Annotated in this window: 20 protein-coding genes; 5 read left to right on the top strand and 15 right to left on the bottom strand. The window is 71.8% G+C overall.

Annotated elements, in window-relative coordinates:
- Positions 1 to 115: 115 nt before the first annotated feature.
- Complete coding sequence (locus OIB37_RS22245) at positions 116 to 520, top strand: hypothetical protein (protein WP_330459356.1); 405 nt, start codon at positions 116 to 118, stop codon at positions 518 to 520.
- 128 nt (positions 521 to 648) lie between these two features.
- Here OIB37_RS22245 and OIB37_RS22240 read toward each other — a convergent pair whose 3' ends face one another.
- The 4 genes from OIB37_RS22240 to OIB37_RS22225 all read right to left on the bottom strand — a co-directional run bounded on the left by OIB37_RS22240 (position 649) and on the right by OIB37_RS22225 (position 9,616).
- Positions 649 to 2,361, bottom strand: a complete 1,713-nt coding sequence (locus OIB37_RS22240; RefSeq protein ID WP_330459355.1) for a serine/threonine-protein kinase — start codon at positions 2,359 to 2,361, stop codon at positions 649 to 651.
- Positions 2,362 to 2,524: 163 nt separating this feature from the next.
- Positions 2,525 to 5,224, bottom strand: a complete 2,700-nt coding sequence (locus OIB37_RS22235) for a protein kinase (protein ID WP_330459354.1) — start codon at positions 5,222 to 5,224, stop codon at positions 2,525 to 2,527.
- Positions 5,225 to 5,387: 163 nt separating this feature from the next.
- Entirely contained in the window at positions 5,388 to 7,430 is a 2,043-nt protein-coding gene (locus OIB37_RS22230; RefSeq protein ID WP_330459353.1) for a serine/threonine-protein kinase, read from the bottom strand.
- A 479-nt stretch (positions 7,431 to 7,909) separates the two neighbouring features.
- Complete coding sequence (locus OIB37_RS22225) at positions 7,910 to 9,616, bottom strand: glycerol-3-phosphate dehydrogenase/oxidase (protein WP_330459352.1); 1,707 nt, start codon at positions 9,614 to 9,616, stop codon at positions 7,910 to 7,912.
- Between the two features lie 290 nt (positions 9,617 to 9,906).
- Here OIB37_RS22225 and OIB37_RS22220 point away from each other — a divergent pair, with 290 nt between their 5' ends.
- A complete protein-coding gene (locus tag OIB37_RS22220) occupies positions 9,907 to 11,115 on the top strand; it encodes a nucleotide sugar dehydrogenase (protein ID WP_330459351.1) in 1,209 nt (402 codons plus the stop codon).
- 92 nt (positions 11,116 to 11,207) lie between these two features.
- Here OIB37_RS22220 and OIB37_RS22215 read toward each other — a convergent pair whose 3' ends face one another.
- The 4 genes from OIB37_RS22215 to OIB37_RS22200 form a co-directional block, all read right to left on the bottom strand.
- Entirely contained in the window at positions 11,208 to 12,332 is a 1,125-nt protein-coding gene (locus OIB37_RS22215) for a GuaB3 family IMP dehydrogenase-related protein (protein WP_330459350.1), read from the bottom strand.
- Between the two features lie 138 nt (positions 12,333 to 12,470).
- Complete coding sequence (gene guaB, locus OIB37_RS22210; RefSeq protein ID WP_330459349.1) at positions 12,471 to 13,976, bottom strand: IMP dehydrogenase; 1,506 nt, start codon at positions 13,974 to 13,976, stop codon at positions 12,471 to 12,473.
- A 239-nt stretch (positions 13,977 to 14,215) separates the two neighbouring features.
- Positions 14,216 to 14,800: a sigma-70 family RNA polymerase sigma factor gene (locus OIB37_RS22205; RefSeq protein ID WP_330459348.1), complete on the bottom strand. Its 585-nt coding sequence runs from the start codon at positions 14,798 to 14,800 to the stop codon at positions 14,216 to 14,218.
- Positions 14,801 to 15,149: 349 nt separating this feature from the next.
- A complete protein-coding gene (locus OIB37_RS22200) occupies positions 15,150 to 15,761 on the bottom strand; it encodes a response regulator transcription factor (protein WP_003948568.1) in 612 nt (203 codons plus the stop codon).
- A 381-nt stretch (positions 15,762 to 16,142) separates the two neighbouring features.
- On the opposite strand from OIB37_RS22200, the gene OIB37_RS22195 reads away from it, so the two are divergent.
- Positions 16,143 to 16,475, top strand: a complete 333-nt coding sequence (locus OIB37_RS22195; protein ID WP_330459347.1) for a WhiB family transcriptional regulator — start codon at positions 16,143 to 16,145, stop codon at positions 16,473 to 16,475.
- Positions 16,476 to 16,677: 202 nt separating this feature from the next.
- Here OIB37_RS22195 and OIB37_RS22190 read toward each other — a convergent pair whose 3' ends face one another.
- Positions 16,678 to 17,577, bottom strand: coding sequence for a LysR family transcriptional regulator (locus OIB37_RS22190; RefSeq protein ID WP_330459346.1), 900 nt, complete (start codon positions 17,575 to 17,577; stop codon positions 16,678 to 16,680).
- Positions 17,578 to 17,657: 80 nt separating this feature from the next.
- Between OIB37_RS22190 and OIB37_RS22185 the strand changes: the two genes are divergently transcribed.
- Positions 17,658 to 18,326 carry an MOSC domain-containing protein gene (locus OIB37_RS22185; protein WP_330459345.1) on the top strand — a complete coding sequence of 223 codons (669 nt, stop codon included), beginning with the start codon at positions 17,658 to 17,660 and terminating at the stop codon, positions 18,324 to 18,326.
- Positions 18,327 to 18,379: 53 nt separating this feature from the next.
- Entirely contained in the window at positions 18,380 to 19,153 is a 774-nt protein-coding gene (locus tag OIB37_RS22180; protein ID WP_330459344.1) for an SDR family NAD(P)-dependent oxidoreductase, read from the top strand.
- A 56-nt stretch (positions 19,154 to 19,209) separates the two neighbouring features.
- Here OIB37_RS22180 and OIB37_RS22175 read toward each other — a convergent pair whose 3' ends face one another.
- The 6 genes from OIB37_RS22175 to OIB37_RS22150 all read right to left on the bottom strand — a co-directional run bounded on the left by OIB37_RS22175 (position 19,210) and on the right by OIB37_RS22150 (position 24,970).
- Positions 19,210 to 19,692: a hypothetical protein gene (locus tag OIB37_RS22175; RefSeq protein ID WP_330459343.1), complete on the bottom strand. Its 483-nt coding sequence runs from the start codon at positions 19,690 to 19,692 to the stop codon at positions 19,210 to 19,212.
- Positions 19,693 to 19,881: 189 nt separating this feature from the next.
- The gene (locus OIB37_RS22170) at positions 19,882 to 20,592 is read right to left on the bottom strand and encodes a hypothetical protein (protein WP_330459342.1); all 711 of its coding nucleotides are present in this window, start codon (positions 20,590 to 20,592) and stop codon (positions 19,882 to 19,884) included.
- Between the two features lie 144 nt (positions 20,593 to 20,736).
- A complete protein-coding gene (gene groL, locus OIB37_RS22165; protein ID WP_330459341.1) occupies positions 20,737 to 22,359 on the bottom strand; it encodes a chaperonin GroEL in 1,623 nt (540 codons plus the stop codon).
- A 118-nt stretch (positions 22,360 to 22,477) separates the two neighbouring features.
- A complete protein-coding gene (gene groES, locus OIB37_RS22160) occupies positions 22,478 to 22,786 on the bottom strand; it encodes a co-chaperone GroES (protein ID WP_330459340.1) in 309 nt (102 codons plus the stop codon).
- 418 nt (positions 22,787 to 23,204) lie between these two features.
- The gene (locus tag OIB37_RS22155; RefSeq protein ID WP_443058188.1) at positions 23,205 to 24,056 is read right to left on the bottom strand and encodes a polysaccharide deacetylase family protein; all 852 of its coding nucleotides are present in this window, start codon (positions 24,054 to 24,056) and stop codon (positions 23,205 to 23,207) included.
- Positions 24,053 to 24,970, bottom strand: a complete 918-nt coding sequence (locus OIB37_RS22150; RefSeq protein WP_330459339.1) for a polysaccharide deacetylase family protein — start codon at positions 24,968 to 24,970, stop codon at positions 24,053 to 24,055. The genes OIB37_RS22155 and OIB37_RS22150 overlap by 4 nt, the downstream gene beginning before the upstream one ends.
- Between the last annotated feature and the right edge of the window lie 115 nt (positions 24,971 to 25,085).

Below are 25,085 nucleotides of genomic sequence, written 5' to 3'. Positions count from 1 at the left end.
GCTTCGAAAAAGATGCAAAGCATGGAAAATCGGCAAGATATATTCTTCATACAGGGCAATACGGGCGGCCGGAATCACACTGTCACGCAAATCGCGGAAGTCTTATCTTTTCCTTATGGGAAACATGTTGAAGCGCCTTTCCGTCACGAGTGTCGCCGCAGCGGCCATATTCGCCACGACCACCGTGGCCGATGCCAGCGCGGCGACCAGCGCCGGGTGCTCGACGACCGGTGCCTCGGGAAGCCTCTCGTTCACCAACTGGTCGAGCCACCATGTGGACATCAGCGGCTGGGTCAAGGACACCTCTGCCGATGGTAACTCTGTGGCCATTCGATTCATTTCCGTTGACGATTCCTCGGGATGGGTGACGGAATGGCCCTGGCATTCCAACGCCAACGGAAACGGAACGACTGTCTCCTTCACCACTTACGCGGCGCCCACCGTCGATTCTCTCGACTACATAGGCGCGGAGGTGGCGGTCATGAACTCGGGCAAGATAGTCCGTACTTGTAACGCCTGAACCCCCGGCCCGCCTGCACCGCCTGAGCCGCAGTCGGAGCAGGCGGATGCACGGCCATTTCCAGCAACGCCCGCTCCGGGGCGACGAGAGCGGCCACAGCGACAGCGGAACCTTCCGTTCCGCTCGGATCAGCCCTCCTGGAATCCCCGCAGGATCCAGTCGAACTGCTTTCTGGTGGTGGCCCAGTCGTCGGCCGGCGAAGCCGAGTAGATGGCGTACTCGGTGCCGTCACTCTCCATGTAACCGACGTCGATCGCATGGTAGGGCCCCGGGAAGTAGTGCGGCGCGTCCTTGGCCAGCGCGTCCCACGTGTACTCCCAGCGGACGCCCGGCAGGTCGCGGAAAAGCTCCTCCTTGAGGCTGAGCTGCCTGTAGTCCAGCAGCCGCCGTGAGACCGGCCGCTGCAGGTAGCTCATGTGCTCGTACGAGGTGCGGAAGTCCGGCGCGGTGTCGACGGCGACCCGCACGAGGTGCTTGCCCTTGTCGGGAGAGTAGTCGACCTGCCGGAGGCCGTCCTCGTCGATGGAGACGGACCGCTTCCACCCCTTGGGCAGGGAGATGCTGAAGCCCAGCGGGTCATTGCGCCGCTCCCAGCCACTGAGGACGGTGCCGCCCGAGCCGGGGGTCGGCCTGTCGGGGACAGTGCCTCCCGAGCCGGGGGTCGTCCTGTCGGGGACAGTGCCTCCCGGGCCGGAGGCCAGCCGCTTCGCTTCCCACTGCTGGTACCCGACCGCCGCGCCGCCGCCGATCATCGCCGCGACCGCGACGACCAGCACGAGCATCCGCAGTCGGCGCCGGGGGCGGGCCGGTGCCGAGTACGACCCGGCTGCGGGCCCTGCGGTGGCCGGTCCCACCTCCGAGAGGACGGTGACGGAACGGTCCCTGCCGTCGGGCCCGGCCCCCGGCGCGTAAGCCGAAGTCGCGGCCCCGGAGCCGTACCTCGAAGTCCCCTCCCTCTCCCCGTAGTTCCCACGGTTGTCCACGCCCGCGCCCTGCGTCGGCACGAACGCCTCGGCCTCGCGCGGCCGGCGTCCCTCCGCCACCTCGGCGAGCATCTGCTCGGCCTCCTCGGCGCCGGGTCGCTGGGACGGCTCCTTGCGCAGGAGGGCGGTGATGACGGGGGCGAGCGGGCCGGCGTGGCGGAGTTCCTCCGCCTCCTCCTCGACGACCGCCTGCATGGTGCTCAGCGGCGAGGTGCGGCGGAACGGCGAGCGGCCCTCGACGGCCGTGTACAGCGTGGCGCCGAGCGCCCACAGGTCGGAGGAGGGGCCGGGGTCGTGGCCGCGCACCCGCTCGGGCGCGAGGTAGTCGACCGAGCCGACGACCTCGCCGGTGCGGGTGATGGTGGAGTCGCCCTCGATCTGGGCGATGCCGAAGTCGGTGAGCAGCACCCTGCTGTCGCGGCCGAGCAGCACGTTGCCCGGCTTGATGTCCCGGTGCAGCACACCCGCCTTGTGCGCGGCACGCAGCGCGCGCAGCACCCACAGACCGATACGCGCGGCCTCGCGCGGCTCGATGCGGACGCGCTCCTTGATCTCGTCGGCCAGCGAGTTGCCCTCGACCAGCTCCATCACGATCCACGGGCGGCCGTCGTGTTCGAGGACGTCGTGCACGGTGACGACCGCGGAGTGGTTGATGCGCGCGGCGGCGCGTGCCTCGGCCCGGGTGCGGGCGAGCAGCACCGCCTGGTCGGCCTCGGACACGTAGAGCGCGGCGGTCAGCTCCTTGACGGCGACCTTCCGGTGCAGCACCTCGTCGTGGGCACGCCACACCCGGCCCATACCGCCGCTGCCGATGGCTTCGACGAGCCGGTAGCGGCCCGCTATGAGCAGCCCCTGCATCTGATTCACGTTGCCCCGCAATGCTCTTGTCAGGAGCCAGACTAGGGACCGTCCTGCCCTCAGGGAACCGGCGGGGCGGCACGGTATCCGCACTGTGACGGTTGTCGCTTCTTCGCTCGGACGGGAACCGAAACGTGGTCCACCCGGCCGGGACGCGAAACGCTCAACCGGTGTAGCGGTAGGTGGTGGTGGCCTGTTCGTACAGCCGAGTGACCTCGTCCCGCTCCGCCTCAGGACCCCTGACCTGCACGAGGTGATAGCGGCCGGCGATCAGCATCGCCATGTTGCGCACGTACAGGTCACGTCCCTGGGCGTCGGTCCAGGTGAACTGCCCCTCGGCCATGGTCCGTCCGCCCACCTCGATGGTCCTCAGCCCGGACGCCGTGGCCCAGCTGGAGTCCCGGTACGGCTGGAGCTCCCGCTCCTTGTCCCGCTGGTAGACCATCGGGTCGGTGCCGTAGGCCGCGGTGGAGTCCCGACCCGGTACGACTACCAGCGTGAAGTTGCCGTGCGTGTACGTGACTTGGCCGCTGCTGTTGCGGGGCGTCCGCCCCCAGCCCTTGGCGACGGCGATCCGGAATCCGTCCGGGTCGTCGCGCAGGGTGAAGCCGTCACCGGCGGAGGCGCCGCCGTCGGTCTGGGCCCCGGTGGAGGGCGCGGACGCGGAGGAGCGGTCGTCCGGCGCGCTCTGCCCCGAGGACGGCCGGTTCTCCTGGGAGGGCGCGGGGCTCACCTGCCCGGCGGCCCCGGTGCGCTGACCGCCCGCGGCGTCGCCCTCCCCCCGCTTCGGCAGGAACATCATCGCGTAGGCGACCGCACCGGCGAGCAGGAGCAGGATGAGTACGAGCAGCAGTCGGCCGAGGCGGCGCGGTGAACGCTCCTCCTCGCGGGCCCGCTTGTGCCGGGCGTGCGGATGCGTCGCGGGCAACCGGGATCGGCGCCGCCGCCGTACCAGCTCGCCGCGCCGCCGCACGATCGGCAGGCGGCGCGGATCGGCGGGCGGGACCGGTACGACGTTGATCCCCGCGTCGGGCTCGGGCGCGGACCGCACCAGCGAGCGCAGCCAGCCGCTCAGCTCCTCGAAGTCCGGCCGGTCGGTCGGGTCCTGACGGAGTAACGACTCCACGACGGGCCGCAGCGGACCGCATTCCTCGGCGAAGGCCGGCGGCTCCGCGCACACCAGCTGCACCAGTTCGGCCGTCGACTCCTCCGGGTAGGGCGCGTGCCCCTGCACGGCCCGGAAGAGCAGCGCGCCGAGCGCCCACAGGTCGGTGGCGGGGCCGATCGGCGCCGCAAGCTGCCAGTTCTCGTGCACCGGCCCGGCCTGTTCCGGCGCCCACCGCTCCGTCACGGGCCCCACCACGGTCATCCGCACCTGCCGCGCCCGCTCGGCCGCGATGGCGGTCCCGGGGCCACGCGAAGGGGCACCGCCCGCGCCGGGGTCGTCCCAGCGGGAGGGCCCGGTGCTCTGGGCGGGGAGGGCGGGGGCGCCGGCCGGGGTGCGGGCGGGCGCGTGGGGGTGGCCGGGAGCGGGCGCCGTACCGGTTCCCTGCTCGTTCGCCGGCGGCCCGGGCCGCTGGGGGGCACCGCCCGCCGGGGCCGGTGCGGCGTCGGGGCCGGTGCGGGGCGAGGCGCCGTGCCAGGGCCGGCCCCGCACCCCGTACGGGTCGGCGGTCCGGCCGGGGGCCGTGCCGCCCGGCACGGCGGGGTACGGCGGCCGGGGCGCTACGGCGCTGTCGCCCTCGGCGGGAGGGCGGGCGGCGGGCAGGGCGGCGCGGCCGTCCTGCTGGGACTCCTGCACGCGGGCCGCGGCCCGGGCGCCCGCGCGGTACGCGGCGATGGCCCCGGCCCGAGCGGCGCGGATGTCGTCCCCGCTCTCCACCGCCGGCCGCCCCGCGGCCCCGGCACCACCGGCACCACCGGCACCACCGCCGTTGGCCTCGTTCGTGCCCGGCGCCGGCAGTCCACCGGCGGCCCGCGCCTGTATCGCGGCCCGGCGCGCGGCCTCGGGGTCGACGTCAGCGGGGGGAACGGTCCCGGCCGCCGGCAGAGCACCTGCCGCACCGGAGCGGAAGCCGGAACCAGAGCCGGAGCCGGAACCAGAGCCGGAGCCAGAAGCAGAACCGGTGCCGGAGAACGTCCCACCCGCGCGCCCCGGACCCTCGGCCCCGCCGACCGGCCCGGCACCGACCGGTCCGGCACCAAGGGGCCCGGTACCGACCGGTCCCACAGCCGGCTCGTCCTGGGCCGGCACCGGGTCGTACCCGCACAGCGCCTCCTCCGCGGCGCCGACCGCGAGGCCGGTCAGCATCACGCGGCCGTCGTCGCAGACGAGGACCGTGCGGGCGGTGACATTGCGGTGCACCCAGCCGTGGGCGTGCAGGACGCGCAGGGCCATGAGGACGTCGGAGGCGACCTCGGCAGCGCGATACGGCGTCAGGGGCTGCTCGGTGAGGAGCGCGGACAGCGGGCGCGCGGAGACGGACTCGCTGACGATCCACAGCGAACCGCCCTCGGCGAACACGTCGAAGACCTGGTCCAGGCGCGGGTGGTCGGGTATGCGGGCGGCGGCCTGCGCCGCCTCGACCGCGTGGCGCACCGCCGGGTCCGTGGGCCGGCGGGTGGCGGTCCGGGCCGCCGGGTTGCGGCGCGCTCCGCGCTCGCGCGCGGTGAAACCCTCGGGCAGCCCCTCCGCGTCGAGCACCTCGGCCTCGACGACCTCGGGCAACGGCACCTGACGGACCAGCACTTCCTGTCCGCTGTAGGTGTCGAACGCCAGGGTCTCGGTCAGTTCGTACTCGTCGGCGGGGGGCAGCGGCAGGCGGTAGCGATCGGCGAGGACTCGGCCCGCATACTCGTCCACGTTGCCTCCCCCGGCCGCCCGGTCGTTCACGTTCGTTCGCCATGCGGGCCGTACGCGTCCACACGCGGATGCGTACGGTCCTCAACCATTCACGATACGTGCCGGAGGCAACGCGCAATGAGGGATGGGCGATTCTCCCGCTCCCAACCCGGGCTCGTTCAGGTCACGACTTGGGTTCGAAGGACTCCGTCAGCGTCTTCCAGGTGCCCTCGCGCAGCGCGCTGTCCCAGCGGGCGGCCTTGGCGGTGTACATCAGGCCGTACCCGAGGTGGCCGTTGACGACGAAACCCCGGTCGATGGAGCGCCACTTGGTGCCGTCGTCGACGTAGGTGAACTCCCAGTCGGCGGTGTTCCAGCCGCGGTAGTCCACCTTCTCGATGTGGATCCTCTTGTACTGGTGGCGCACCATGCCGCGTTCCTGGTTGGTCCAGTCCGCCACGGGATCGCTCTTGGGCGTGCTGGTCCAGCCGACCAGCAACCGCTGTCCCTCGGGACCGGTGTAGCGGTCGCCGGCGCCATCGCTGGACTTGTACTTCCAGCCCTTGGGCAGCCCGATGGAGTACCCCTGTCCGCTCTTGCGCGTCGACACCGCGGGGGCGCTCCCGGCGTCCTTCGAACCGGACGAGCCGGAGTCGCCGTCGCTGCCGGACGCGGACGCGGACGCGGAGTCGGCCGTGCCGGAGGTACCGGACGTGGCGGAGCCGGCCTTGGCGCTCGCCGTGGCGCTGCCGTCCGTCCGCGCGCCGTCGTCGGAGCCCGGCGCGCCGCCCTTGCCCTTGTCCTGCCCGGTGGAGGCACCGGCGCTCGCGGCCGTCTTGGCGCCGCCCGCGTTCTCGCCGCCCTTGTCGTCGCCGCCGAGGGTGACGGCCAGGACGGTGCCGAGCACCGCGAGGACGACCACCACAGCGATGATCACCAGCGTGCGCTTGGGCACCACGTCGGTGATCGACGCCCTCGGTACCGGACGCGGCGTGAGGTCGAGATCCGGCGGCGGCATCACGGGCCAGCCCGAACTCGACTTGTTCGCGCTGGAGTTCGGCGTGGCGGAACCGGGTGTCCCCGGACGGCCCGACGCTCCCGCGGCGCCCTGCCCGGGCGCGCTCGCCGCACCGGAGGTACCGGCGGCGGCTCCGGCCGCGGCTCCGGCGGACGCGTCTTGCGAGTCCGCGCCGTTCTTCGACCGCGCGGTCGCGGCCGCGCCGGCCGCCCCGGCCGCCTTGCGGACCGAGCGCAGCGCGCCGCGCAGCTTCTCCTCGCCCTTCTCCCCGCGCTTGCCCTCGGGGGCGTCGGGCTGCGCCGGCAGCGGGACGACCCGTGTGGCGTCCATCGGCTCCGGCTCGGGCGCCTGGAGTACGGCGTTGAACATGGCCCGGGCGCCGGCGTCGTCGAGCCGCTGGGCGGGGTCCTTGGTGAGCAGGCCGTAGATGACGTCCCGGAGCGGCCCCGCGTTCTTGGGCTCCTCCAGGGACTCGGTCATCACCGCGGTGAGGGTGGCGATCGCCGAGCCCTTGTCGTACGGCGGGACGCCCTCGACCGCCGCGTACAGCAGGCCGCCCAGTGACCAGAGGTCGGCCGCGGGGCCCGGCTTGTGCCCTCGGGCGCGCTCCGGGGAGATGTAGGAGGGGGCGCCGACGAGCATGCCGGTGGAGGTGATGGACGGGTCGCCCTCGACCTGCGCGATGCCGAAGTCGGTGAGCACGACCCGGCCGTCCTCGGCGATGAGGACGTTGGACGGCTTCACGTCCCGGTGCAGGATGCCCTCGCGGTGCGCGGAGCGCAGCACGTCGAGGATGGCCAGACCGACCTCGGCGGCGCGCCTGGGCTTCAGCAGGCCGTCCTCGCGGATGGCCTCGGCCAGGGACTTGCCCTCGACCAACTCCATGACGATCCACGGGCGGTCGTCCTCGTCGACCACGTCGAAGACCGTCACCGCGCTGTTGTTGCGGATCCGGGCGATCGCCTTGGCCTCGCGCAGGGTGCGCGTGATCAGGCGCCGCTTCTCCTCGTCGTCGATGTTCGTCGGGAACCGCAGTTCCTTGACGGCGACCGTCCGGCCCAGGGTCTCGTCCTCGGCGCGCCAGACCGTGCCCATGCCGCCGCGACCCAGCACGTCTCCCAGCCGGTACCGCCCGGCGAGAAGACGACGCTCGCTCTTGTCCCGACGAGTCTCCTGACGGGATGTCCCCGCCCGCTCCGTCTCCGACATGCGTCCCCTCATGCAACCCGCCCTGACAGAGCCTCCATTGTCTCTCACCCGACAAGCGGCCGACGCCCAGGGTGCCCCTGTCCGTACCCCGCCCGCCCGGGTGCCGGGACACGCTCGGACCGACGTTTTCCGCTTACCGGGACGAGGGCCGCCGACGCGGAGGGATCCCCCGATGCCGACCCTTCGGACACCGCCGCCCATACCGGCGTCCATACCGGCGCCACCGGCCCTGCCTCCGGCGAGCGCCCGCCACCCGAGCACGCGCCCGGGGGCGGGTCCCGGTCCGAACCGGCTTTGTCCTCACCCGAGTTCCACACTCACGCCCGATGAAACGGGCGCCTTCGCATCCGCCGTACGGCCGGCGGCCTGCCACGCGCACCCGACGGGCGGGCACGGGGTCTGCATCGCGCGCCCGACGAACAGACGACCGCGGGCCCGTGACGCGCGCCCGGCGCAGGGGTCACGGCCACGTCCACGGCCTACAACGGCACGATGTCCGGTGCCCCCAGCCGTGCCGCGTCCGCCGTCAGGTCGTCGGGCTGGAGCTGGGACTCCCGCTCGGCCTCCACCCGCTTCTCGTAGTGCTCGACCTCGCGCTCGATCTGGTCCGCGTCCCAGCCGAGCACCGGCGCCATCAGTTCGGCGGCCTCGCGGGCACTGCGGGTTCCCCGGTCGAAGGTCTCGATGGAGATGCGGGTGCGCCGGGTGAGCGCGTCGTCCAGATGGCGGGCGCCCTCGTGCGAGGCGGCGTAGACGATCTCGGCGCGCAGGTAGTCGTCGGCGTGCCGCAGGGGTTCGCCCAGGGTGGGGTCGGCGGCGATCAGCTCCAGGACCTGCTCGGCCGCCGAGCCGTAGCGGTTGAGGAGGTGTTCCACGCGGACCACGTGCAGTCCGTAGCGTTCGGCGATGCGGGCGCGCGCGTTCCACATCGCCGGGTAGCCCTCCGCGCCGAGCAGCGGGATCTCCTCCGTCACGGATTCGGCGACGCGCCGGTCGAGCCCGTGCACCGCCTCGTCGACGGCGTCCTTCGCCATCACCCGGTAGGTCGTGTACTTGCCGCCCGCGACGACCACGAGTCCCGGCACCGGGTGGGCGACGGTGTGCTCGCGCGACAGCTTGCTGGTGGCGTCGGACTCGCCGGCCAGCAGCGGCCGCAGGCCCGCGTACACGCCCTCGACGTCGTCGCGGGTCAGCGGTACCGCGAGTACGGAGTTGACGTGTTCCAGCAGGTAGTCGATGTCGGCGCTGGACGCGGCCGGATGGGCCTTGTCGAGGTCCCAGTCGGTGTCGGTGGTGCCGATGATCCAGTGCCGGCCCCAGGGGATGACGAACAGGACGGACTTCTCGGTACGCAGGATCAGGCCGGTGCTGGAGTGGATGCGGTCCTTGGGTACGACCAGGTGGATGCCCTTGGAGGCGCGGACGTGGAACTGGCCCCGCTCCCCCACCATGGCCTGGGTGTCGTCGGTCCACACGCCGGTGGCGTTGACGACCTGCCGGGCCCGGATCTCGTACTCCCCGCCGCCCTCCACGTCCTGCACGCGGACGCCGACGACCCGCTCGCCCTCGCGCAGGAACCCGGTCACGCGCGCGCGGTTGGCGACCTTCGCGCCGTACGACGCCGCCGTGCGCACCAGGGTCGCCACGAAGCGGGCGTCGTCCACCTCGGCGTCGTAGTACTGGAGGGCGCCGACCAGGGCGTCCTTCTTCAGGGCGGGGGCGACGCGCAGGGCGTGACGGCGGCTCAGGTGGCGGTGCATCGGCAGGCCCCGGCCGTGTCCGCGGGCCATGGACATGGCGTCGTAGAGCGCGACGCCGGAGCCGGCGTAGAGCCGCTCCCAGCCCCGGTGCTGGAGCGGGTAGAGGAAGGGCACCGGCTTGACCAGGTGCGGGGCGAGCCGCTCCAGCAGCAGGCCGCGTTCCTTGAGCGCCTCACGGACGAGCGCGAAGTCGAGCATCTCCAGATAGCGCAGGCCGCCGTGGATGAGCTTGCTGGACCTGCTGGAGGTGCCGGACGCCCAGTCCCTGGCCTCGACGAGGCCGGTGGACAGGCCGCGGGTGGCCGCGTCCAGCGCGGTGCCGGCGCCCACGATCCCGGCGCCGACCACCAGCACGTCCAGTTCGTGCTCCGCCATCGCCGCCAGGTCCTCGGCGCGCTGCGCCGGATCCAGAGTCGCTGTCCTCACCGCTGCCTCCCGCTCTCGCACAACCCGCTCGCGTCAGCCGCACCCGGTGGGCGAAGCCCGGTTCATCCCCGCGCCCCCTTCTCATGCCCAAATTCTGACCGCGTTGCCCGACTTCAGCCACCACGGGCTCCCAGCCTGTGGACAACTGGCACACAACCCACGGAAGACACACGAACACAATCACACATAACGGTCATATTTGTACCTAGTCTGACTGTGCGCTCGCTCGTCCAGTCCACAGGGCTTGCGCACCTGTCCCGCTTCGGCTACTGGGAAGGACTGCCCACGCCATGCCCGCAGACCTCGCCATCATCGGACTCGGGCCTTACGGCCTGCCGCTCGCCCAGGCAGCCGTCGCCGCCGGCATCCCGACCATCGGATACGCCACCGGCCCGGAGGCGGGCCCGCTCAGCGCCGCCGAGCTGCGCCGGATGCACGCCGAGGGCTTCCGCCCGGGCACCGACCCGGCCCAGCTGGGCCGGGTGCGCACCGCGGTGATCTGCGCGCCCACCCCGCGCGACGCCGACGGCGGGGTCGATCTCACCCAGGTCGAGGCGGCCGCCCGCGCCCTGGCCGCGCGGCTGCGCCCGCACATCACGGTCATCCTCGAGTCGCCCGTGCTCCCCGGGACCACCGAGGACTTCCTGCGGCCCCTGCTGGAGGAGGGCTCCGGACTGCGCGCCGGCCGCGACTTCCACCTGGCCTACTCACCCAGCCGGGTCGACCCCGGCAACCGCGGCCACAGCCCCGCGGGCACGCCGAAGGTCATCGGCGGCCTCACCCCCGCCTGCACGGAGTCGGCGGCCGCCTTCTACGGACGGCTCACCGACAAGGTGGTCCGCGCGCGCGGGCTGCGCGAGGCGGAGACCGTGCACCTGCTGGAGACCAACTACCGGCACGTGAACATCGCCCTGGTCAACGAGATGGCCGTCCTCTGCCACGACCTGGGCGTCGACCTGTGGGACGTCATCCGCTGCGCGGAGACCAAGCCGTTCGGCTTCCAGGCGTTCCGGCCGGGGCCCGGCGTCGGCGGGCACGGCGTCCCGCACGACCTGACCGGCCACGCGAGCCGCGGCCTGCGCATGGTGGAACTGGCCCAGCAGGTCAACCACCGCATGCCCGGGTACGTCGTCCAGCGCGCCGCCGCCCTGCTCAACGAGCACGGCAAGTCCGCCCGGGGCGCGCGCGTGCTGCTCCTGGGCGTCACCTACAAGGCCGACCTCGCCGACCAGCAGGGCACACCCGCGCGGGAGATCGCGCTCCGGCTGATGGAGCTGGGCGCCTCGGTCAGCTACCACGACCCGCTGGTGGCCTCCTGGAACGTCCTGGACCGCCCGGTGCCGCGCGCGGACTCCCTCTACGAGGCCGCCGCCGACGCCGACCTCACGATCCTGCTCCAGCCGCACCGCACGTACGACCTCCAGGGCCTGTCCGTGAAGGCCCAGCTGCTGCTGGACACCCGCGGAGTGACCCCCACGGGAGCCGCACACCGGCTCTGAGGGGGCTCTCGCGGGAGCGGGGCCGGCAAGGGGCGCACGCGAAGGGCCCGGACACCGCAACCGGTGTCCGGGCCCTTCGCACGCCTATGGGATCAGCGGCTGTGCTGGCTGTCCGCCACCGTCACCTCGACGCGCTGGAACTCCTTGAGCTCGCTGTAGCCGGTGGTGGCCATGGCGCGGCGCAGGGCGCCGAAGAAGTTCATCGAGCCGTCCGGGGTGTGGGACGGGCCGGTGAGGATCTCCTCCAGGGTGCCGACCGTGCCGAGGTCGACCTTCTTGCCGCGGGGCAGCTCCTCGTTGACCGCCTCCATGCCCCAGTGGTTGCCCTGACCCGGCACGTCCGTGCCGCGGGCCAGCGGGGAGCCCATCATCACCGCGTCGGCGCCGCAGGCGACCGCCTTCGCGAGGTCGCCGGACCAGCCGACACCGCCGTCGGCGATCACGTGCACGTACCGGCCGCCGGACTCGTCCATGTAGTCACGGCGGGCCGCCGCCACGTCGGCCACCGCCGTGGCCATCGGGACCTGGATGCCCAGCACGTTGCGCGTGGTGTGCGCGGCGCCGCCGCCGAAGCCGACCAGGACGCCGGCCGCGCCGGTGCGCATCAGGTGCAGGGCGGCGGTGTACGTGGCGCAGCCGCCGACGATCACCGGGACGTCCAGCTCGTAGATGAACTGCTTCAGGTTCAGCGGCTCGTGCGCGGAGGAGACGTGCTCCGCCGAGACCGTCGTACCGCGGATGACGAAGATGTCCACGCCCGCGTCCACGACGGCCTTGGAGAACTGCGCGGTGCGCTGCGGGGAGAGCGCGGCGGCCGTGACCACGCCGGCGTCGCGCACCTCCTTGATGCGGGCGCCGATCAGCTCCTCCTTGATGGGAGCCGAGTAGATCTCCTGCAGACGGCGGGTGGCCCGCTCGACGGGCAGCTCGGCGATCTCGTCCAGCAGCGGCTGCGGGTCCTCGTAGCGCGTCCACAGACCCTCGAGGTTGAGGACGCCCAGACCGCCCAGCTCCCCGATGCGGATCGCGGTGGCCGGGGAGACGACCGAGTCCATGGGAGCGGCCAGGAACGGCAGCTCGAAGCGGTAGGCGTCGATCTGCCAGGCGATCGAGACCTCCTTCGGGTCCCGCGTACGGCGGCTGGGGACGACGGCGATGTCGTCGAAGGCGTAAGCCCGCCGGCCGCGCTTGCCGCGCCCGATCTCGATCTCAGTCACGTCTTGGCCTTTCCCTGATGCGTTTCAGCGTCTTCCAGTATCGCCGACCGGTGCGGCGGCGCCCCTCCCGGGACGACGAGGGGCGGCCCCGGGTTCTCCCGGGACCGCCCTGTCACAGCCGGCACGCGCGTACGTGCGTCACTTCTTGTTGCTGTAGTTCGGCGCCTCGACCGTCATCTGGATGTCGTGCGGGTGGCTCTCCTTCAGACCCGCCGAGGTGATCCGCACGAACCGGCCCTTGGACTCCATCTCCTCGATGGTGGCGGCGCCCACGTAGCCCATGGTCTGGCGCAGGCCGCCGACGAGCTGGTGCAGCACGTTGGACAGCGGGCCGCGGTAGGGCACCTGGCCCTCGACGCCCTCGGGCACGAGCTTGTCGTCGGACGCCACCTCGGCCTGGAAGTAGCGGTCCTTCGAGTACGACCGGCCCTGGCCGCGGGACTGCATGGCGCCCAGCGAGCCCATGCCGCGGTACGACTTGAACTGCTTGCCGTTGATGAACATCAGCTCGCCCGGCGACTCCTCGCAGCCGGCGAGGAGGCTGCCCAGCATCACGGTGTCGGCGCCGGCGGCGAGGGCCTTGCCGATGTCGCCGGAGTACTGCAGGCCGCCGTCACCGATCAGCGGGACGCCCGCCCGACGGGCGGCGAGGGAGGCCTCGTAGATGGCCGTGACCTGCGGGACACCGATGCCGGCGACCACACGGGTGGTGCAGATCGAGCCCGGGCCGACGCCCACCTTGATGCCGTCGACACCGGCGTCGATGAGCGCCTGGGCGCCGTCGCGGGTGGCGACGTTGCCGCCGATGACGTCGACGCCGACGCTGGACTTGATCTTCGCCATCCAGCTGAGGGCGTTGCTGTTGTGGCCGTGCGAGGTGTCGACGACCAGGAAGTCCACGCCGGCCTCGGCGAGCGCCTGGGCGCGCTCCAGCGCCTCGGGGCTGGCACCGACGGCGGCACCGACGAGCAGGCGGCCCTCGGCGTCCTTGGCGGCGTTCGGGTACTGCTCCGCCTTGACGAAGTCCTTGACCGTGATCAGGCCCTTGAGGACGCCCGACTCGTCGACCAGCGGAAGCTTCTCGATCTTGTGCTTGCGCAGCAGCTCCATGGCCTCGGGCCCGGAGGTGCCGACACGGCCGGTGACCAGCGGCATCGGGGTCATGACCTCGTGCACCTGGCGCGTGCGGTCGCTCTCGAAGGCCATGTCACGGTTGGTGACGATGCCGAGCAGCTTGCCGGCCGGGTCGGTGACCGGGACACCGCTGATGCGGAACTTGGCGCACAGGGCGTCCGCCTCGGCGAGCGTGGCTTCCGGGTGCACCGTGATCGGGTCGGTGACCATGCCGGACTCGGACCGCTTCACCAGGTCGACCTGGTTGACCTGGTCCTCGACGGACAGGTTGCGGTGCAGTACGCCCACGCCGCCGAGCCGCGCCATCGCGATCGCCATGCGGGACTCGGTCACCTTGTCCATCGCCGCCGAGAGCAGCGGGATGTTGACCCGGACGTTGCGGGAGATGCGGGACGAGGTGTCGACCGCGTTGGGGAGCACCTCGGATGCACCCGGCAGCAGCAGCACGTCGTCGTAGGTCAGCCCGAGTGTCGCGAATTTACCGGGCACTCCGTCGACGTTGGCAGTCATGACACCTTCCCCAAAGCCTTGATCGGTGCGGATGTCCATGCTAACGGGAACCTCGCCAGCAACTTCCACGGTACGGGGGCCACCGGGCTTCGTGCGTTCGCACGAAACCGGGGGTCTGCTTGTTCAGATGGCCGACCGGACACGGCCCTGCGGGCGGGCGGCGTCACGGCCGGAAACGGGCCGGGGGCCGCCTGCCAGCGCCGACATGGCGCTACGCCGGTCCGGCGCAGAGGTTCCGGTCACTGCTCGGCGAGAGCGCGCAGCCGGCTCAGCGCACGGTGCTGAGCCACCCGAACCGCGCCGGGTGACATTCCCAACATCTGCCCTGTCTCCTCCGCGGTCAAGCCCACGGCGATGCGCAGCAGGAGCAGCTCGCGCTGGTTCTCGGGGAGGTTGGCCAGCAGCTTCTTGGCCCACTCGGCGTCGCTGCTGAGCAGGGCGCGCTCCTCGGGGCCCAGCGAGTCGTCGGGCCGCTCCGGCATCTCGTCCGAGGGGACGGCGGTGGAACCCGGGTGACGCATCGCGGCCCGCTGGAGGTCGGCGACCTTGTGCGAGGCGATGGCGAAGACGAAGGCCTCGAACGGGCGCCCGGTGTCGCGGTAGCGCGGCAGGGCGAGGAGGACCGCGACGCAGACCTCCTGGGCCAGGTCCTCGACGAAGTGACGCGCGTCGCCGGGCAGCCGCGACAGGCGGGTCCGGCAGTAGCGCAGCGCGAGGGGGTGGACGTGCGCGAGCAGGTCGTGCGTGGCCTGCTCGTCCCCGTCGACGGCACGATGCACGAGCGCACCAATCCCGTGGGCCGTGCCCGCATCGTCGTCGCGCATCGGTCCATGGTGCCTTGCGGCCCTGCGGTCCGTCGCATCGCGCTCGTGGTTGTGCACCGAAGCGTTATGAGTAGGTGCGCCGGCACTCATCCCTTGCGCCCTCCCCTTCCGCTCGACCGACTTGTCCCCGAGAGACTCCACACCTCAAGGATGCGGCATCCGCGGCGAAACAAGCAGCGCGCGTCCGGCGGGGCGCCTCGCGAGCCCCCTGCCGGCCCGTCCGGCGGGCGCGCGCACGCGGTTCCGGAAGTGCCCCGCAGCCCGCCGTCGCACGCCCGGCGCCCCCGCCCGCCCGATGGCGGGCAGGGAGCCGCGGGTGGCGGCGTGTCGTACCGCCGCGGCGCACGTCCTACCGGACCAGTCCCCAGCGGAAGCCGAGTGCCACCGCGTGGGCGCGGTCGGAGGCACCGAGCTTCTTGAACAGACGCCGGGCGTGGGTCTTGACCGTGTCCTCGGAGAGGAACAGCTCGCGACCGATCTCGGCGTTGGAGCGGCCGTGGCTCATGCCCTCCAGCACCTGGATCTCACGCGCGGTGAGGGTGGGCGCCGCGCCCATCTCCGCCGAGCGCAGCCGGCGCGGGGCCAGCCGCCAGGTCGGATCGGCGAGGGCCTGCGTCACCGTGGCCCGCAGCTCCGCGCGCGAGGCGTCCTTGTGCAGGTAGCCGCGGGCGCCGGCGGCGACCGCGAGGGCCACACCGTCGAGGTCCTCGGCGACGGTGAGCATGATGATGCGCGCGCCCGGGTCCGCGGACAGCAGCCGGCGCACGGTCTCGACGCCGCCCAGGCCGGGCATGCGTACATCCATCAGAATGAGGTCGGAGCGGTCGGCGCCCCAGCGGCGGAGGACTTCCTCGCCGTTGGCCGCCGTCGTCACGCGCTCGACGCCGGGCACGGTCGCTACCGCGCGGCGGAGCGCCTCTCGGGCAAGCGGGGAGTCGTCGCAGACGAGGACGGATGTCATGACCGCCCTCCGCAGCTGATGCGCGTCACCTTGAGCCTCCAGGCTGGTACGGAATCGTCACCTGTGCGGTCGACCGTCTCGGACGCCTGCCCGAGCACTTGTGTTTTCAACCGCCTCCGCACTCTCAACGACGGTCACTCGAAAGAGTTACGGGGCCGCGTGCCATCTTCGGCACTCTACGTGAGGGTCTCGACACGGTGCAGACATGCCCAACGGACTCTCAAGTTTTCATCACAACCTATGCCCCATTTAGACGCTTTTGCTCCCGTTTCTCAGTGTCTGGAGCTAGATTCGCAATGAGTCATATTTTCATCTCCTTAGACCGGACATGTACGGTCGATGGCACCGTATCCGCCCAGAACGGCTACAAGGGGTCACGTAATGGCAGATTTCTCCCGCCTTCCCGGACCGAACGCGGACCTGTGGGACTGGCAGCTGCTGGCTGCCTGCCGCGGGGTGGACAGCTCGCTCTTCTTCCACCCGGAGGGCGAGCGCGGGGCGGCTCGGAGCGCTCGCGAGAACTCGGCCAAGGAGGTCTGCATGAGGTGCCCGGTCCGCGCCCAGTGCGCGGCGCACGCACTGGCGGTGCGCGAGCCGTACGGCGTGTGGGGCGGCCTGACCGAGGACGAGCGCGAAGAGCTGATGGGGCGAGCGCGCAACCGCCTGGTGACGGCCTCCTCCACCCCCGGCGGGGGCTCCGCCTCGGACGTCTGAAGGAACGTTTCTGCAATCACTCCCCCAGCGGGCACGCACGTGCGTGCCCGTCGCCCCTGTCCGCCCGCCGCCTGGGGCGTGCCTCTACGCCCCTTCCCCCTCTGCCCCGCCACGAGCGCGCCGCGAGCGCGGCTCCACGCGGCTCCGCACAGCCCTGCGTAGCCCTGGCTGCGGCACTCCCGCGGCACTCCCGCGGTCGGCCCTACGGGCGGCCGGCCGCCCGGGTCAGCTGTTCCAGCGTCGCCGCCACGGCCGGCACCTGTGCCAGGTCGGGCAGGGTGAGGGCGACGACCTGGCGCCGCACGGCCGGCTCCAGCCGGACCACCCGGACCCCCCTCGGCCGCACCGAATCGACCGCGAGCTGCGGCAGTACGGCCACCCCGAGGCCCGCGCCGACCAGGCCGGCCACCGCCGGATAGTCGTCGGTGGCGAAGTCGATACGGGGCGTGAAGCCGGCGCTCTCGCACGCCTGCACGAGCTGGCCGCGGCAGCGCGGGCAGCCGGCGATCCAGGACTCCTCGGCCAGCTCGCCTATGCTCACGGACTCCGCGCCCGCGAGCCGGTGCCGCTCGGGCACCAGCGCGACCAGACGGTCCGTCAGCAGGGGTCGTACGACCAGGTCCTCCCACTCCTCCGCGACCGACGCGCCCTCGTAACAAAAGGCCAGTGCCAGGTCGCAGTCGCCTTCGCGCAGCAGCTCGACGGACTTCGGCGGCTCGGCCTCCTCCAGGGAGACGCGGGTGCCGGGGTGGGCGGCGCGCAGGGCGGCCAGGGCGGTGGGGACCAGGGTGGAGCTGCCGCTGGGGAAGGAGACCAGCCGGACCCGGCCGGCCCTGAGACCGGCGATGGCGGCGACCTCCTCCTCGGCCGCGGTGAGCCCGGCGAGGATCCCGGAGGCGTGCCGGACGAGGGCCTCGCCGGCCTGGGTGAGGCGCATCTCGCGGCCGCCGCGGACCAGCAGCGGGGTGCCGACCGAGGCTTCCAGGGCCTTCATCTGCTGACTGACGGCGGGCTGGGTGCAGCCCAGCGCACGGCCCGCCGCGGAGAAGGAGCCGGTGGCGGCGACGGCGCGCAGGACACGGAGATGACGGGCCTCGATCACCCGACAAGCATAAGTCAGCCTTGGGTGTGGCACCCGATAATGAGTCGACGCTTTGGGATGTGCTGCCGTAGCGTGCGGCCATGAAGCTTCTCTCGGTCAACCTGGGCCGCCCGCGGCCGGTGCCGTACACGGACCAGGCGCAGGGCGTGACCGGCATCGACAAGCGGCCGTTCGACGGACCGGTACGGGTGGCGGCCCCGGGCCCCAAGGGGTCCGTCGGCAGCGGGCTGGCCGGGGACGCCGTGTGCGACCTGCGCCACCACGGCGGCGACGACCAGGCGGTGTACGCCTTCGCGCGCGAGGATCTCGACGACTGGGAACGCGAACTCGGCAGGCCGCTGACCAACGGCGTCTTCGGCGAGAACCTGACGACGGACGGCCTGGACGTGTCCGGGGCGCTGATCGGCGAGCGCTGGAGGATCGGTTCGGGAGTGGTTCTGGAGGTGACGTCGGGGCGGATCCCGTGCCGTACGTTCCAGGGCCATCTGGACGAGCGGGGCTGGGTGAAGAGGTTCACCCGGAAGGCCGCGACGGGTGCCTACCTGCGGGTGATCGAGCCGGGGGAGATCCGGGCGGGCGACGCGATCGAGATCGCGCACCGGCCGGACCACGGGGTGACGGCGGCGCTGCAGTTCCGCGCGGTCACCACCGAGCGGGAGCTGCTGCCCCGGTTGCTCGCCGCGGGCGACGCGCTGCACCCCGAGGCGCTGGCCAAGGCCCGCAAGTACGTGGCCGACCAAGCGCACTGAGGGGCCGTCACCGCTGAGCGGACGCTCTCGCTCCGGGTCACTACCCTTGGGCCATGACAACGGCTCTGATTACGGGATCGACCGCGGGAATCGGTGCCGCGTTCGCGCGGCGGCTGGCGGCCGAGGGGCACGACCTCGTCCTGGTGGCGCGGGACACCAAGCGACTGCACGAACAGGCGACCGAGCTGCACGACCGGCACGGCATCGAGGCGGAGGTGCTGACCGCGGACCTGGCCGAGGACAAGGGCATCGAGGCGGTGGCCGCGCGGCTGGGAGACCGGAAGAACCCGGTCGACCTGCTGGTCAACAACGCCGGTTTCGGCAACAAGGGCCGCTATCTCGACGTCTCCATGGCCGACGAGCTGAAGATGCTCAAGGTGCACTGCGAGGCGGTACTGCGTCTGACGTCGGCGGCGACCGAGGCGATGCGCGAGCGCGGCCGGGGCGGCGTGATCAACGTGGCCTCGGTGGCGGCCTTCGTGCCCCGGGGCACGTACGGCGCCTCGAAGGCATGGGTCGTGCAGTTCACCCAGGGCGCGGCGAAGGACCTCGCGGGCAGCGGGGTCCGCCTGATGGCCCTGTGCCCGGGCTTCGTGCGCACGGAGTTCCACGAGCGGGCCGGAATGGGCACGGACAACATCCCGGGATGGATGTGGCTGGACGCTGACAAGGTGGTGGCCGAGGCGCTGGCCGACCTCTCCCGGAACAAGACCCTGTCGATCCCCGACCCGCGTTACAAGACCCTGATGGGCCTGGCCAAGGTGGCGCCCCGGGGTCTGCTGGGCGGCATCAGCGCCCGGACGGGGCGCAAGTACGGGCCGCAGTAGGCGGATGCCGGCGGGACCGTCGCCGTGCGGGCGCGGTCCCGGCCGCGTGCCTACGCCTAGCGGTAGTCGTAGTAGTCCTCGCCGCCGACCAGGACCGAAGTGACACAGCAGGGGAGACCGTCGGCGTCCCGCGCGACCTTCTGCGAGGTCTGCCGGGTGAAGCCGAGGGACAGGCCGGGGATCACCGGATACTCGGGCTGCGACGTGTCGACGCGCAGCCCGCGCTCGGCGGCGCGGGCGAACAGGTCCCGGGCGGGCGTGGTGAACACCTCGTCGCCGTCGAAGAGGACACGCGTGGTCGAGGAGCGGCCCTCACCGGGCCACCACAGCTCGATCGCGGTCACGGTGGTCCCGTCCTCCTCGGCCAGGGCGTGGACGGCGATGCGGTCCAGCGCCCACTCGGCCAGGGCGTCGTCGTCGGCGCGACGCACCACGTCGGCCTCGCCCCACTCCGGCGGGGCGGCGGCGACCGCCTCATCCAGCGTCATGCCCAGCCGCAGCGGGGCCACTCCGCGCGGCGGGTCGAGTACCAGGTCCACGGATCACTCCTCACCTCGTGCCCGGACGGCGGGACAAGATCACCTGAGGAGATCGCAGTCCATCGTCCAGTTCTTCTTCGCCGGCATTGCCTGGAACTTCCTGTGAGCAGAGTTGGCAGGCCCGCTCCCGTACAGCCCACCTCGCCACGGTTCTCCGCGCACGTCCCACAGGACGCGCGCACCGCTGCATCAGCAGAGGGAACTGCTCCCCGCCTCGGTCAGTTCGCGCAGTGCCCGGTCGCCGGGATGTGCGGCAACAAGTCGGTGCCCGGCATCGGCGGCCCAGACCGGCTCGGATTCGGCGAGAGCGTTGATGAACAGAGCGAGTTGCAGGCCGAGGTCGAACTTGGGTTGGTCGCCTGCCGCGAGGCGGGCGATGCCTCGCTCTACGACGGCGGAAAGGTCGTCCCGGCACGCAGCGACGATCTCCGGGTACAGCAGGTCGTTCGCCCTGCGGTCCAGTTGCACCCGGTCGGAGATCCGGATCAGCGCACGGGCGGCCTCGATGCGCTCGGCCTCGGTGCCGCGTTCCTCGACCATGTCGCGACTGCGGCCCACGGCCTCGGCCAGGTGCGCGAACGTGTCGTCCTGGCTGTTGAAGCGGTCGTGGCTCTGCCCCCTCCACGCCAGGTCGTCGGGTGTGGCGGCCGACTCGACGACCTTCGCGCAGCCGATCGGATCCGCCCAGGAGACGAGCGCGCAGCAGGCCAGGAAGCGCGCGGCCGGATCGGCGTTCTCGTCGTGCAAGAGGGCGGCCAGGCCCTCGGTGCGTTCCCTGTAACCGCCGTCAAGGGCATCGGCGATGACATCGTCCGGATCGGCGGGCAGGCCGTCGAAGTCCGTGAACAGGAGTCCCCTCAGCACGGGGTCCGGCTCCCAGCGAGATGTGGCGTCGGGCACGGGGCACCCCTTCCAGGCTCAGGGTCGCGAGGGGGGCACAAGTACAGGCGCAGACGCACGGCGAAGGCCCGGCACCCTTGCGGGGTGCCGGGCCTCAGTGCTGACTGGGCGCAGCCTCAGTGCTGAGGTGCGCTGGTGTCAGTGTCAGTGCGAGTGGCCGTGGCCGTGGCCCGCGGCGGCCTCTTCCTCTTCCTTCTTCTCGACGACCAGGGTCTCGGTCGTGAGGAGCAGGGAGGCGATGGAGGCGGCGTTCTCCAGGGCGGAACGGGTGACCTTGACCGGGTCGATGACGCCGGCCTTGACCAGGTCGCCGTACTCGCCGGTGGCGGCGTTGAAGCCCTCGTTCTTGCCGAGCTCGGCGACCTTGGAGGTGATGACGTAACCCTCCAGGCCGGCGTTCTCCGCGATCCAGCGCAGCGGCTCGACGGCGGCGCGGCGGACGACCGCGACACCGGTGGCCTCGTCGCCGGTCTTGCCGAGGTTGTCGTCCAGGACCTTCACGGCGTGGACGAGCGCGGAGCCACCACCGGAGACGATGCCCTCCTCGACCGCGGCGCGGGTCGCGGAGATGGCGTCCTCCAGACGGTGCTTCTTCTCCTTCAGCTCCACCTCGGTGGCGGCGCCGACCTTGATCACGCACACGCCGCCGGCCAGCTTCGCGAGGCGCTCCTGGAGCTTCTCGCGGTCCCAGTCGGAGTCCGTGTTCTCGATCTCGGCCTTGATCTGGTTGACGCGGCCCGCGATGTCGGCAGCGTTGCCGCCGCCGTCGACGATGGTCGTGTCGTCCTTGGTGACGGTCACGCGGCGGGCGGAGCCCAGCACGTCCAGACCGGCCTGGTCGAGCTTGAGGCCGACCTCCTCGGAGATGACCGTGGCGCCGGTGAGGACGGCCATGTCCTGCAGCATCGCCTTGCGGCGGTCACCGAAGCCGGGGGCCTTCACCGCGACGGCGTTGAAGGTGCCGCGGATCTTGTTGACGACCAGGGTCGACAGGGCCTCGCCCTCGACGTCCTCGGCGATGATCAGCAGCGGGCGGGAGGCGCCGGCCTGGATGACCTTCTCGAGGAGCGGCAGCAGGTCCTGGATGGACGTGATCTTGCCCTGGTTGATCAGGATGTACGGGTCGTCGAGGACGGCCTCCATACGCTCCTGGTCGGTGACGAAGTACGGGGACAGGTAGCCCTTGTCGAAGGCCATGCCCTCGGTGAAGTCCAGCTCCAGACCGAAGGTGTTGGACTCCTCGACGGTGATGACACCGTCCTTGCCGACCTTGTCCATCGCCTCGGCGATCAGCTCGCCGACCTGCTGGTCCTGGGCGGACAGCGCGGCGACGGCCGCGATGTCGGACTTCTCCTCGATCGGGCGGGCCGAGGCGTGCAGCTCGTCGGAGACGGCCTTGACCGCGGCGTCGATGCCCTTCTTCAGGGCGGCCGGGGAGGCGCCGGCGGCGACGTTGCGCAGGCCCTCGCGGACCAGAGCCTGGGCGAGCACGGTGGCGGTGGTGGTGCCGTCACCCGCGATGTCGTTGGTCTTGGTCGCCACCTCCTTCACCAGCTGCGCGCCGAGGTTCTCGAACGGGTCCTCGATCTCGACCTCACGGGCGATCGTGACACCGTCGTTGGTGATGGTGGGAGCGCCGAACTTCTTGTCGATGACGACGTTGCGGCCACGCGGACCGATCGTCACCTTCACCGTGTCGGCCAGCTTGTTGACGCCGCGCTCAAGGGCGCGACGGGCGTCCTCGTCGAACTTCAGAACCTTCGCCATGACAGCGGGAGCCCTCTCGGAAAATCTGGGTGATATGACACTGCGCCCCGGACGCCCGGCTACTTATGGGTCGCTGGGGGCCAGGGGCGCAGTCAGGAGCAGAAATGCCCGGGGTGAACTACTTCTCGATGATCGCGAGCACGTCGCGAGCCGAGAGGACGAGGTACTCGTCGCCGTTGTACTTCACCTCGGTGCCGCCGTACTTGCTGTACAGCACGATGTCGCCGACCTTGACGTCGAGCGGCAGGCGCTCGCCGTTCTCGAAGCGGCCCGGACCCACGGCGAGGACGGCGCCCTCCTGGGGCTTCTCCTTCGCGGTGTCCGGAATGACCAGGCCAGAGGCCGTGGTCTGCTCGGCGTCGAGCGGCTGGACCACAATGCGGTCCTCGAGCGGCTTGATGGCAACCTTGGAGCTGGTGGTCGTCACGATCCGACCTCCCCCTTCGGAGATCTCACGGGGTTATCTGTCTGAGGTGGCGACCAGGTGGATCCGTCGTCGCGGGTGCCGGACCTGCCCGTCGCGTAGTTGGCACTCTCGTCTGCCGAGTGCCAGAGCCGAGACTATGACCGCGATTAGCACTCGGTCAAGCGGAGTGCCAATTGCCGTGCGGCGCGTCGGCCGGGTCGGGCTGGTGGAGTTGGCCCGCTCGTGGTGTCGGGGCCGCCGTCATCGGGGGCTGCCGCCCCCGGCCCCCCGCTGTCGGCCCCGCCCCCCGCTGTCGGCCCTGAACGGGCCTCGTCCTCAAACGCCGGACGGGCTGAGAAATGCGCGACCAGGCTGTCGAGTCACCGGTGGGCCCGATCGACAACCGGACGGACCCCCGAACCTCCAGGCGGACTCCGCGCTAGAGGTAGTCCTCGAGGTGCGCCACCGTCAGGCCGCGTTCCTGGGCCCGGCGCAGCAGGTGCGTCGTGCGTTCCCCGAGGGTTCGGCCCGGGGTTTCGTCTGGGCCGACCAGGACGATGTCGCCCGCGTGGAGGTGCTTGTCGCCCCGGGCGTAGGCCAGGCCGCCGGAGGTCACGGTGGCGCGCCACAGGACGATCGCCGAGATGCCGCAGTCGGCGGCGGCGCGCAGGGTGGTGCGGTCGTACCGGCCCTGTGGCGGGCGCAGGAGGCGGGGGCGCCGGCCGAAGCGGGAGCCGAGCCGGTCCTGCTGACCGCAGATCTCGGCACGCTGTCCGGCGTAGGACAGCCCGCGCAGCGCGGGGTGGTCGAGGGTGCGGTTCTCGACGTCGGCTCCGGCGGAGCGGAGGCGGGCGGCGCGGCCGTAGGCGGGACCGGTGACGCTGCCGGCGAGGAAGAGGCTGACCGGGAGCCGCAGTTCGCGGACCATGTCGGCGAAGCGCGGGTCGCGTTCGGCGCCGTCGTCGTAGGTGAGGAAGACGACCCGGTCGGTGGTGGCGACGCGGTCCACGACCCGGGGGCCGGCGGCGTCGCCGGTGTGCGCGGCCAGCGGGCGGACCGGCCTGCTGGGCGGGGCGGCGAGCGGGGTCGTCAGACCCCAGTGGCGGTACGCCTCGTCCCGTCGCGGGCTCGACGGCCGTACGCCCGCGGCGGCCTTCTTGCCGAGGCGTTCGATGGGGTCGACGGACTGGGCGCAGCCGGTGAGGAGAAGGACCGAGGCGGCGAGTACGACGGCCGCGGCCCGGCGTCCTGGATGCCTTTGGCCGCGCCGCTGCCGCCCCGGGTGCCTCACAGGTAGTCCTCCAGGCGGGCGACGGCGTAGCCCTCGCGCGTGACCCTGTTCAGGAACCGGCGCATGTCGTCGACCATCGTGCCGTCCCAGTCGTCCTGGCCACGGAAGTGGGTGAGGACGATGTCGCCGGGGTGCAGGTCCTCGTCGTCCTCCCGGTACTCCCAGTGGTCGACGTAGACCTCCTCGTCCCAGATCGGCGCGTACTTGATGCCGCAGGACTTGGCGGCGCGCAGGGTGTCGCCGTTGTAGTTGCCGTAGGGCGGCCGGAAGACGGTGGGCGCCTTGCCGAACTCCTTCTTCATGATGGCCTGCATGCCGCAGATCTCGGCCCGCTGCTCGTCGTAGTTCAGGCCGGGCAGGTAGGGGTGGGTCAGGGTGTGGTTGTTGAGGGTGTGACCCTCGGCCTGCATCTTGCGGAAGTAGCCGTAGTCGTCCTCGACCAGGTAGTTGCTGAGGAACGCGCTGTACGGGATCTTCAGGTCGCTCATCATGCGCAGGAACGCCGGGTCCTTCTCGGCGCCGTCGTCGATGGTGAGGAAGACGATCTTCTTCTTGGTGGGGACGGTGGTGAAGACCGGCGGGAGGTGGTCCTCCTCCTGGCCGTCCACCTCGAAGCCGTCGCGTGCGGTGATCTTCGGCTTGTGGGCCGGCGGGGCCGGGGGCGTCAGGGGCACCTGGTCGAGGTTCCAGCGCTGGGCGGCGGCGACCAGGCGGGTGTGCTCGGCGGCGAGCCGGGCGGCCGGGTCCAGGGACTGGGCGGGGCCGCCGTGTCCGGACTCTCCGCCGGGGCCGGACCGGGCACCGGAGTCCGTGCCGGGGACGGAGCAGGCGGAGAGGACGGCGGTGGCGGCCAGCGCGGCGGCCCCGCAGCGGACCGCCGCCTTCGGCAGCCGCGGCCACTTCGGGAGCGGCATGCGCTCGGGAAGGGACATCCGCTTCGGGAGCGAGACCCGTCCAGGAAGGGACATCCGCTTCGCGAGCTGTGACTGAATTTTGTCATTTTGTACTACAGGTCGCATGGTGCCGGAT

Origin of the sequence: Streptomyces sp. NBC_00820 (genome assembly GCF_036347055.1) — a bacterium.
GTDB lineage: Bacteria > Actinomycetota > Actinomycetes > Streptomycetales > Streptomycetaceae > Streptomyces.
The sequence above is the reverse complement of the archived record's forward strand: the minus strand, read 5'-3'. Positions and strand labels throughout refer to the sequence as shown.

Coding starts and splice junctions, on each gene's coding strand:
- OIB37_RS22245 (WP_330459356.1), top strand. CDS start 116: ATGGGAAACATGTTGAAGCGCCTTTCCGTCACGAGTGTCGCCGCAGCG.
- OIB37_RS22240 (WP_330459355.1), bottom strand. CDS start 2,361: ATGCAGGGGCTGCTCATAGCGGGCCGCTACCGGCTCGTCGAAGCCATC.
- OIB37_RS22230 (WP_330459353.1), bottom strand. CDS start 7,430: ATGTCGGAGACGGAGCGGGCGGGGACATCCCGTCAGGAGACTCGTCGG.
- OIB37_RS22220 (WP_330459351.1), top strand. CDS start 9,907: ATGCCCGCAGACCTCGCCATCATCGGACTCGGGCCTTACGGCCTGCCG.
- guaB (WP_330459349.1), bottom strand. CDS start 13,976: ATGACTGCCAACGTCGACGGAGTGCCCGGTAAATTCGCGACACTCGGG.
- OIB37_RS22205 (WP_330459348.1), bottom strand. CDS start 14,800: ATGCGCGACGACGATGCGGGCACGGCCCACGGGATTGGTGCGCTCGTG.
- OIB37_RS22200 (WP_003948568.1), bottom strand. CDS start 15,761: ATGACATCCGTCCTCGTCTGCGACGACTCCCCGCTTGCCCGAGAGGCG.
- OIB37_RS22195 (WP_330459347.1), top strand. CDS start 16,143: ATGGCAGATTTCTCCCGCCTTCCCGGACCGAACGCGGACCTGTGGGAC.
- OIB37_RS22185 (WP_330459345.1), top strand. CDS start 17,658: ATGAAGCTTCTCTCGGTCAACCTGGGCCGCCCGCGGCCGGTGCCGTAC.
- OIB37_RS22180 (WP_330459344.1), top strand. CDS start 18,380: ATGACAACGGCTCTGATTACGGGATCGACCGCGGGAATCGGTGCCGCG.
- groL (WP_330459341.1), bottom strand. CDS start 22,359: ATGGCGAAGGTTCTGAAGTTCGACGAGGACGCCCGTCGCGCCCTTGAG.
- OIB37_RS22150 (WP_330459339.1), bottom strand. CDS start 24,970: ATGCCGCTCCCGAAGTGGCCGCGGCTGCCGAAGGCGGCGGTCCGCTGC.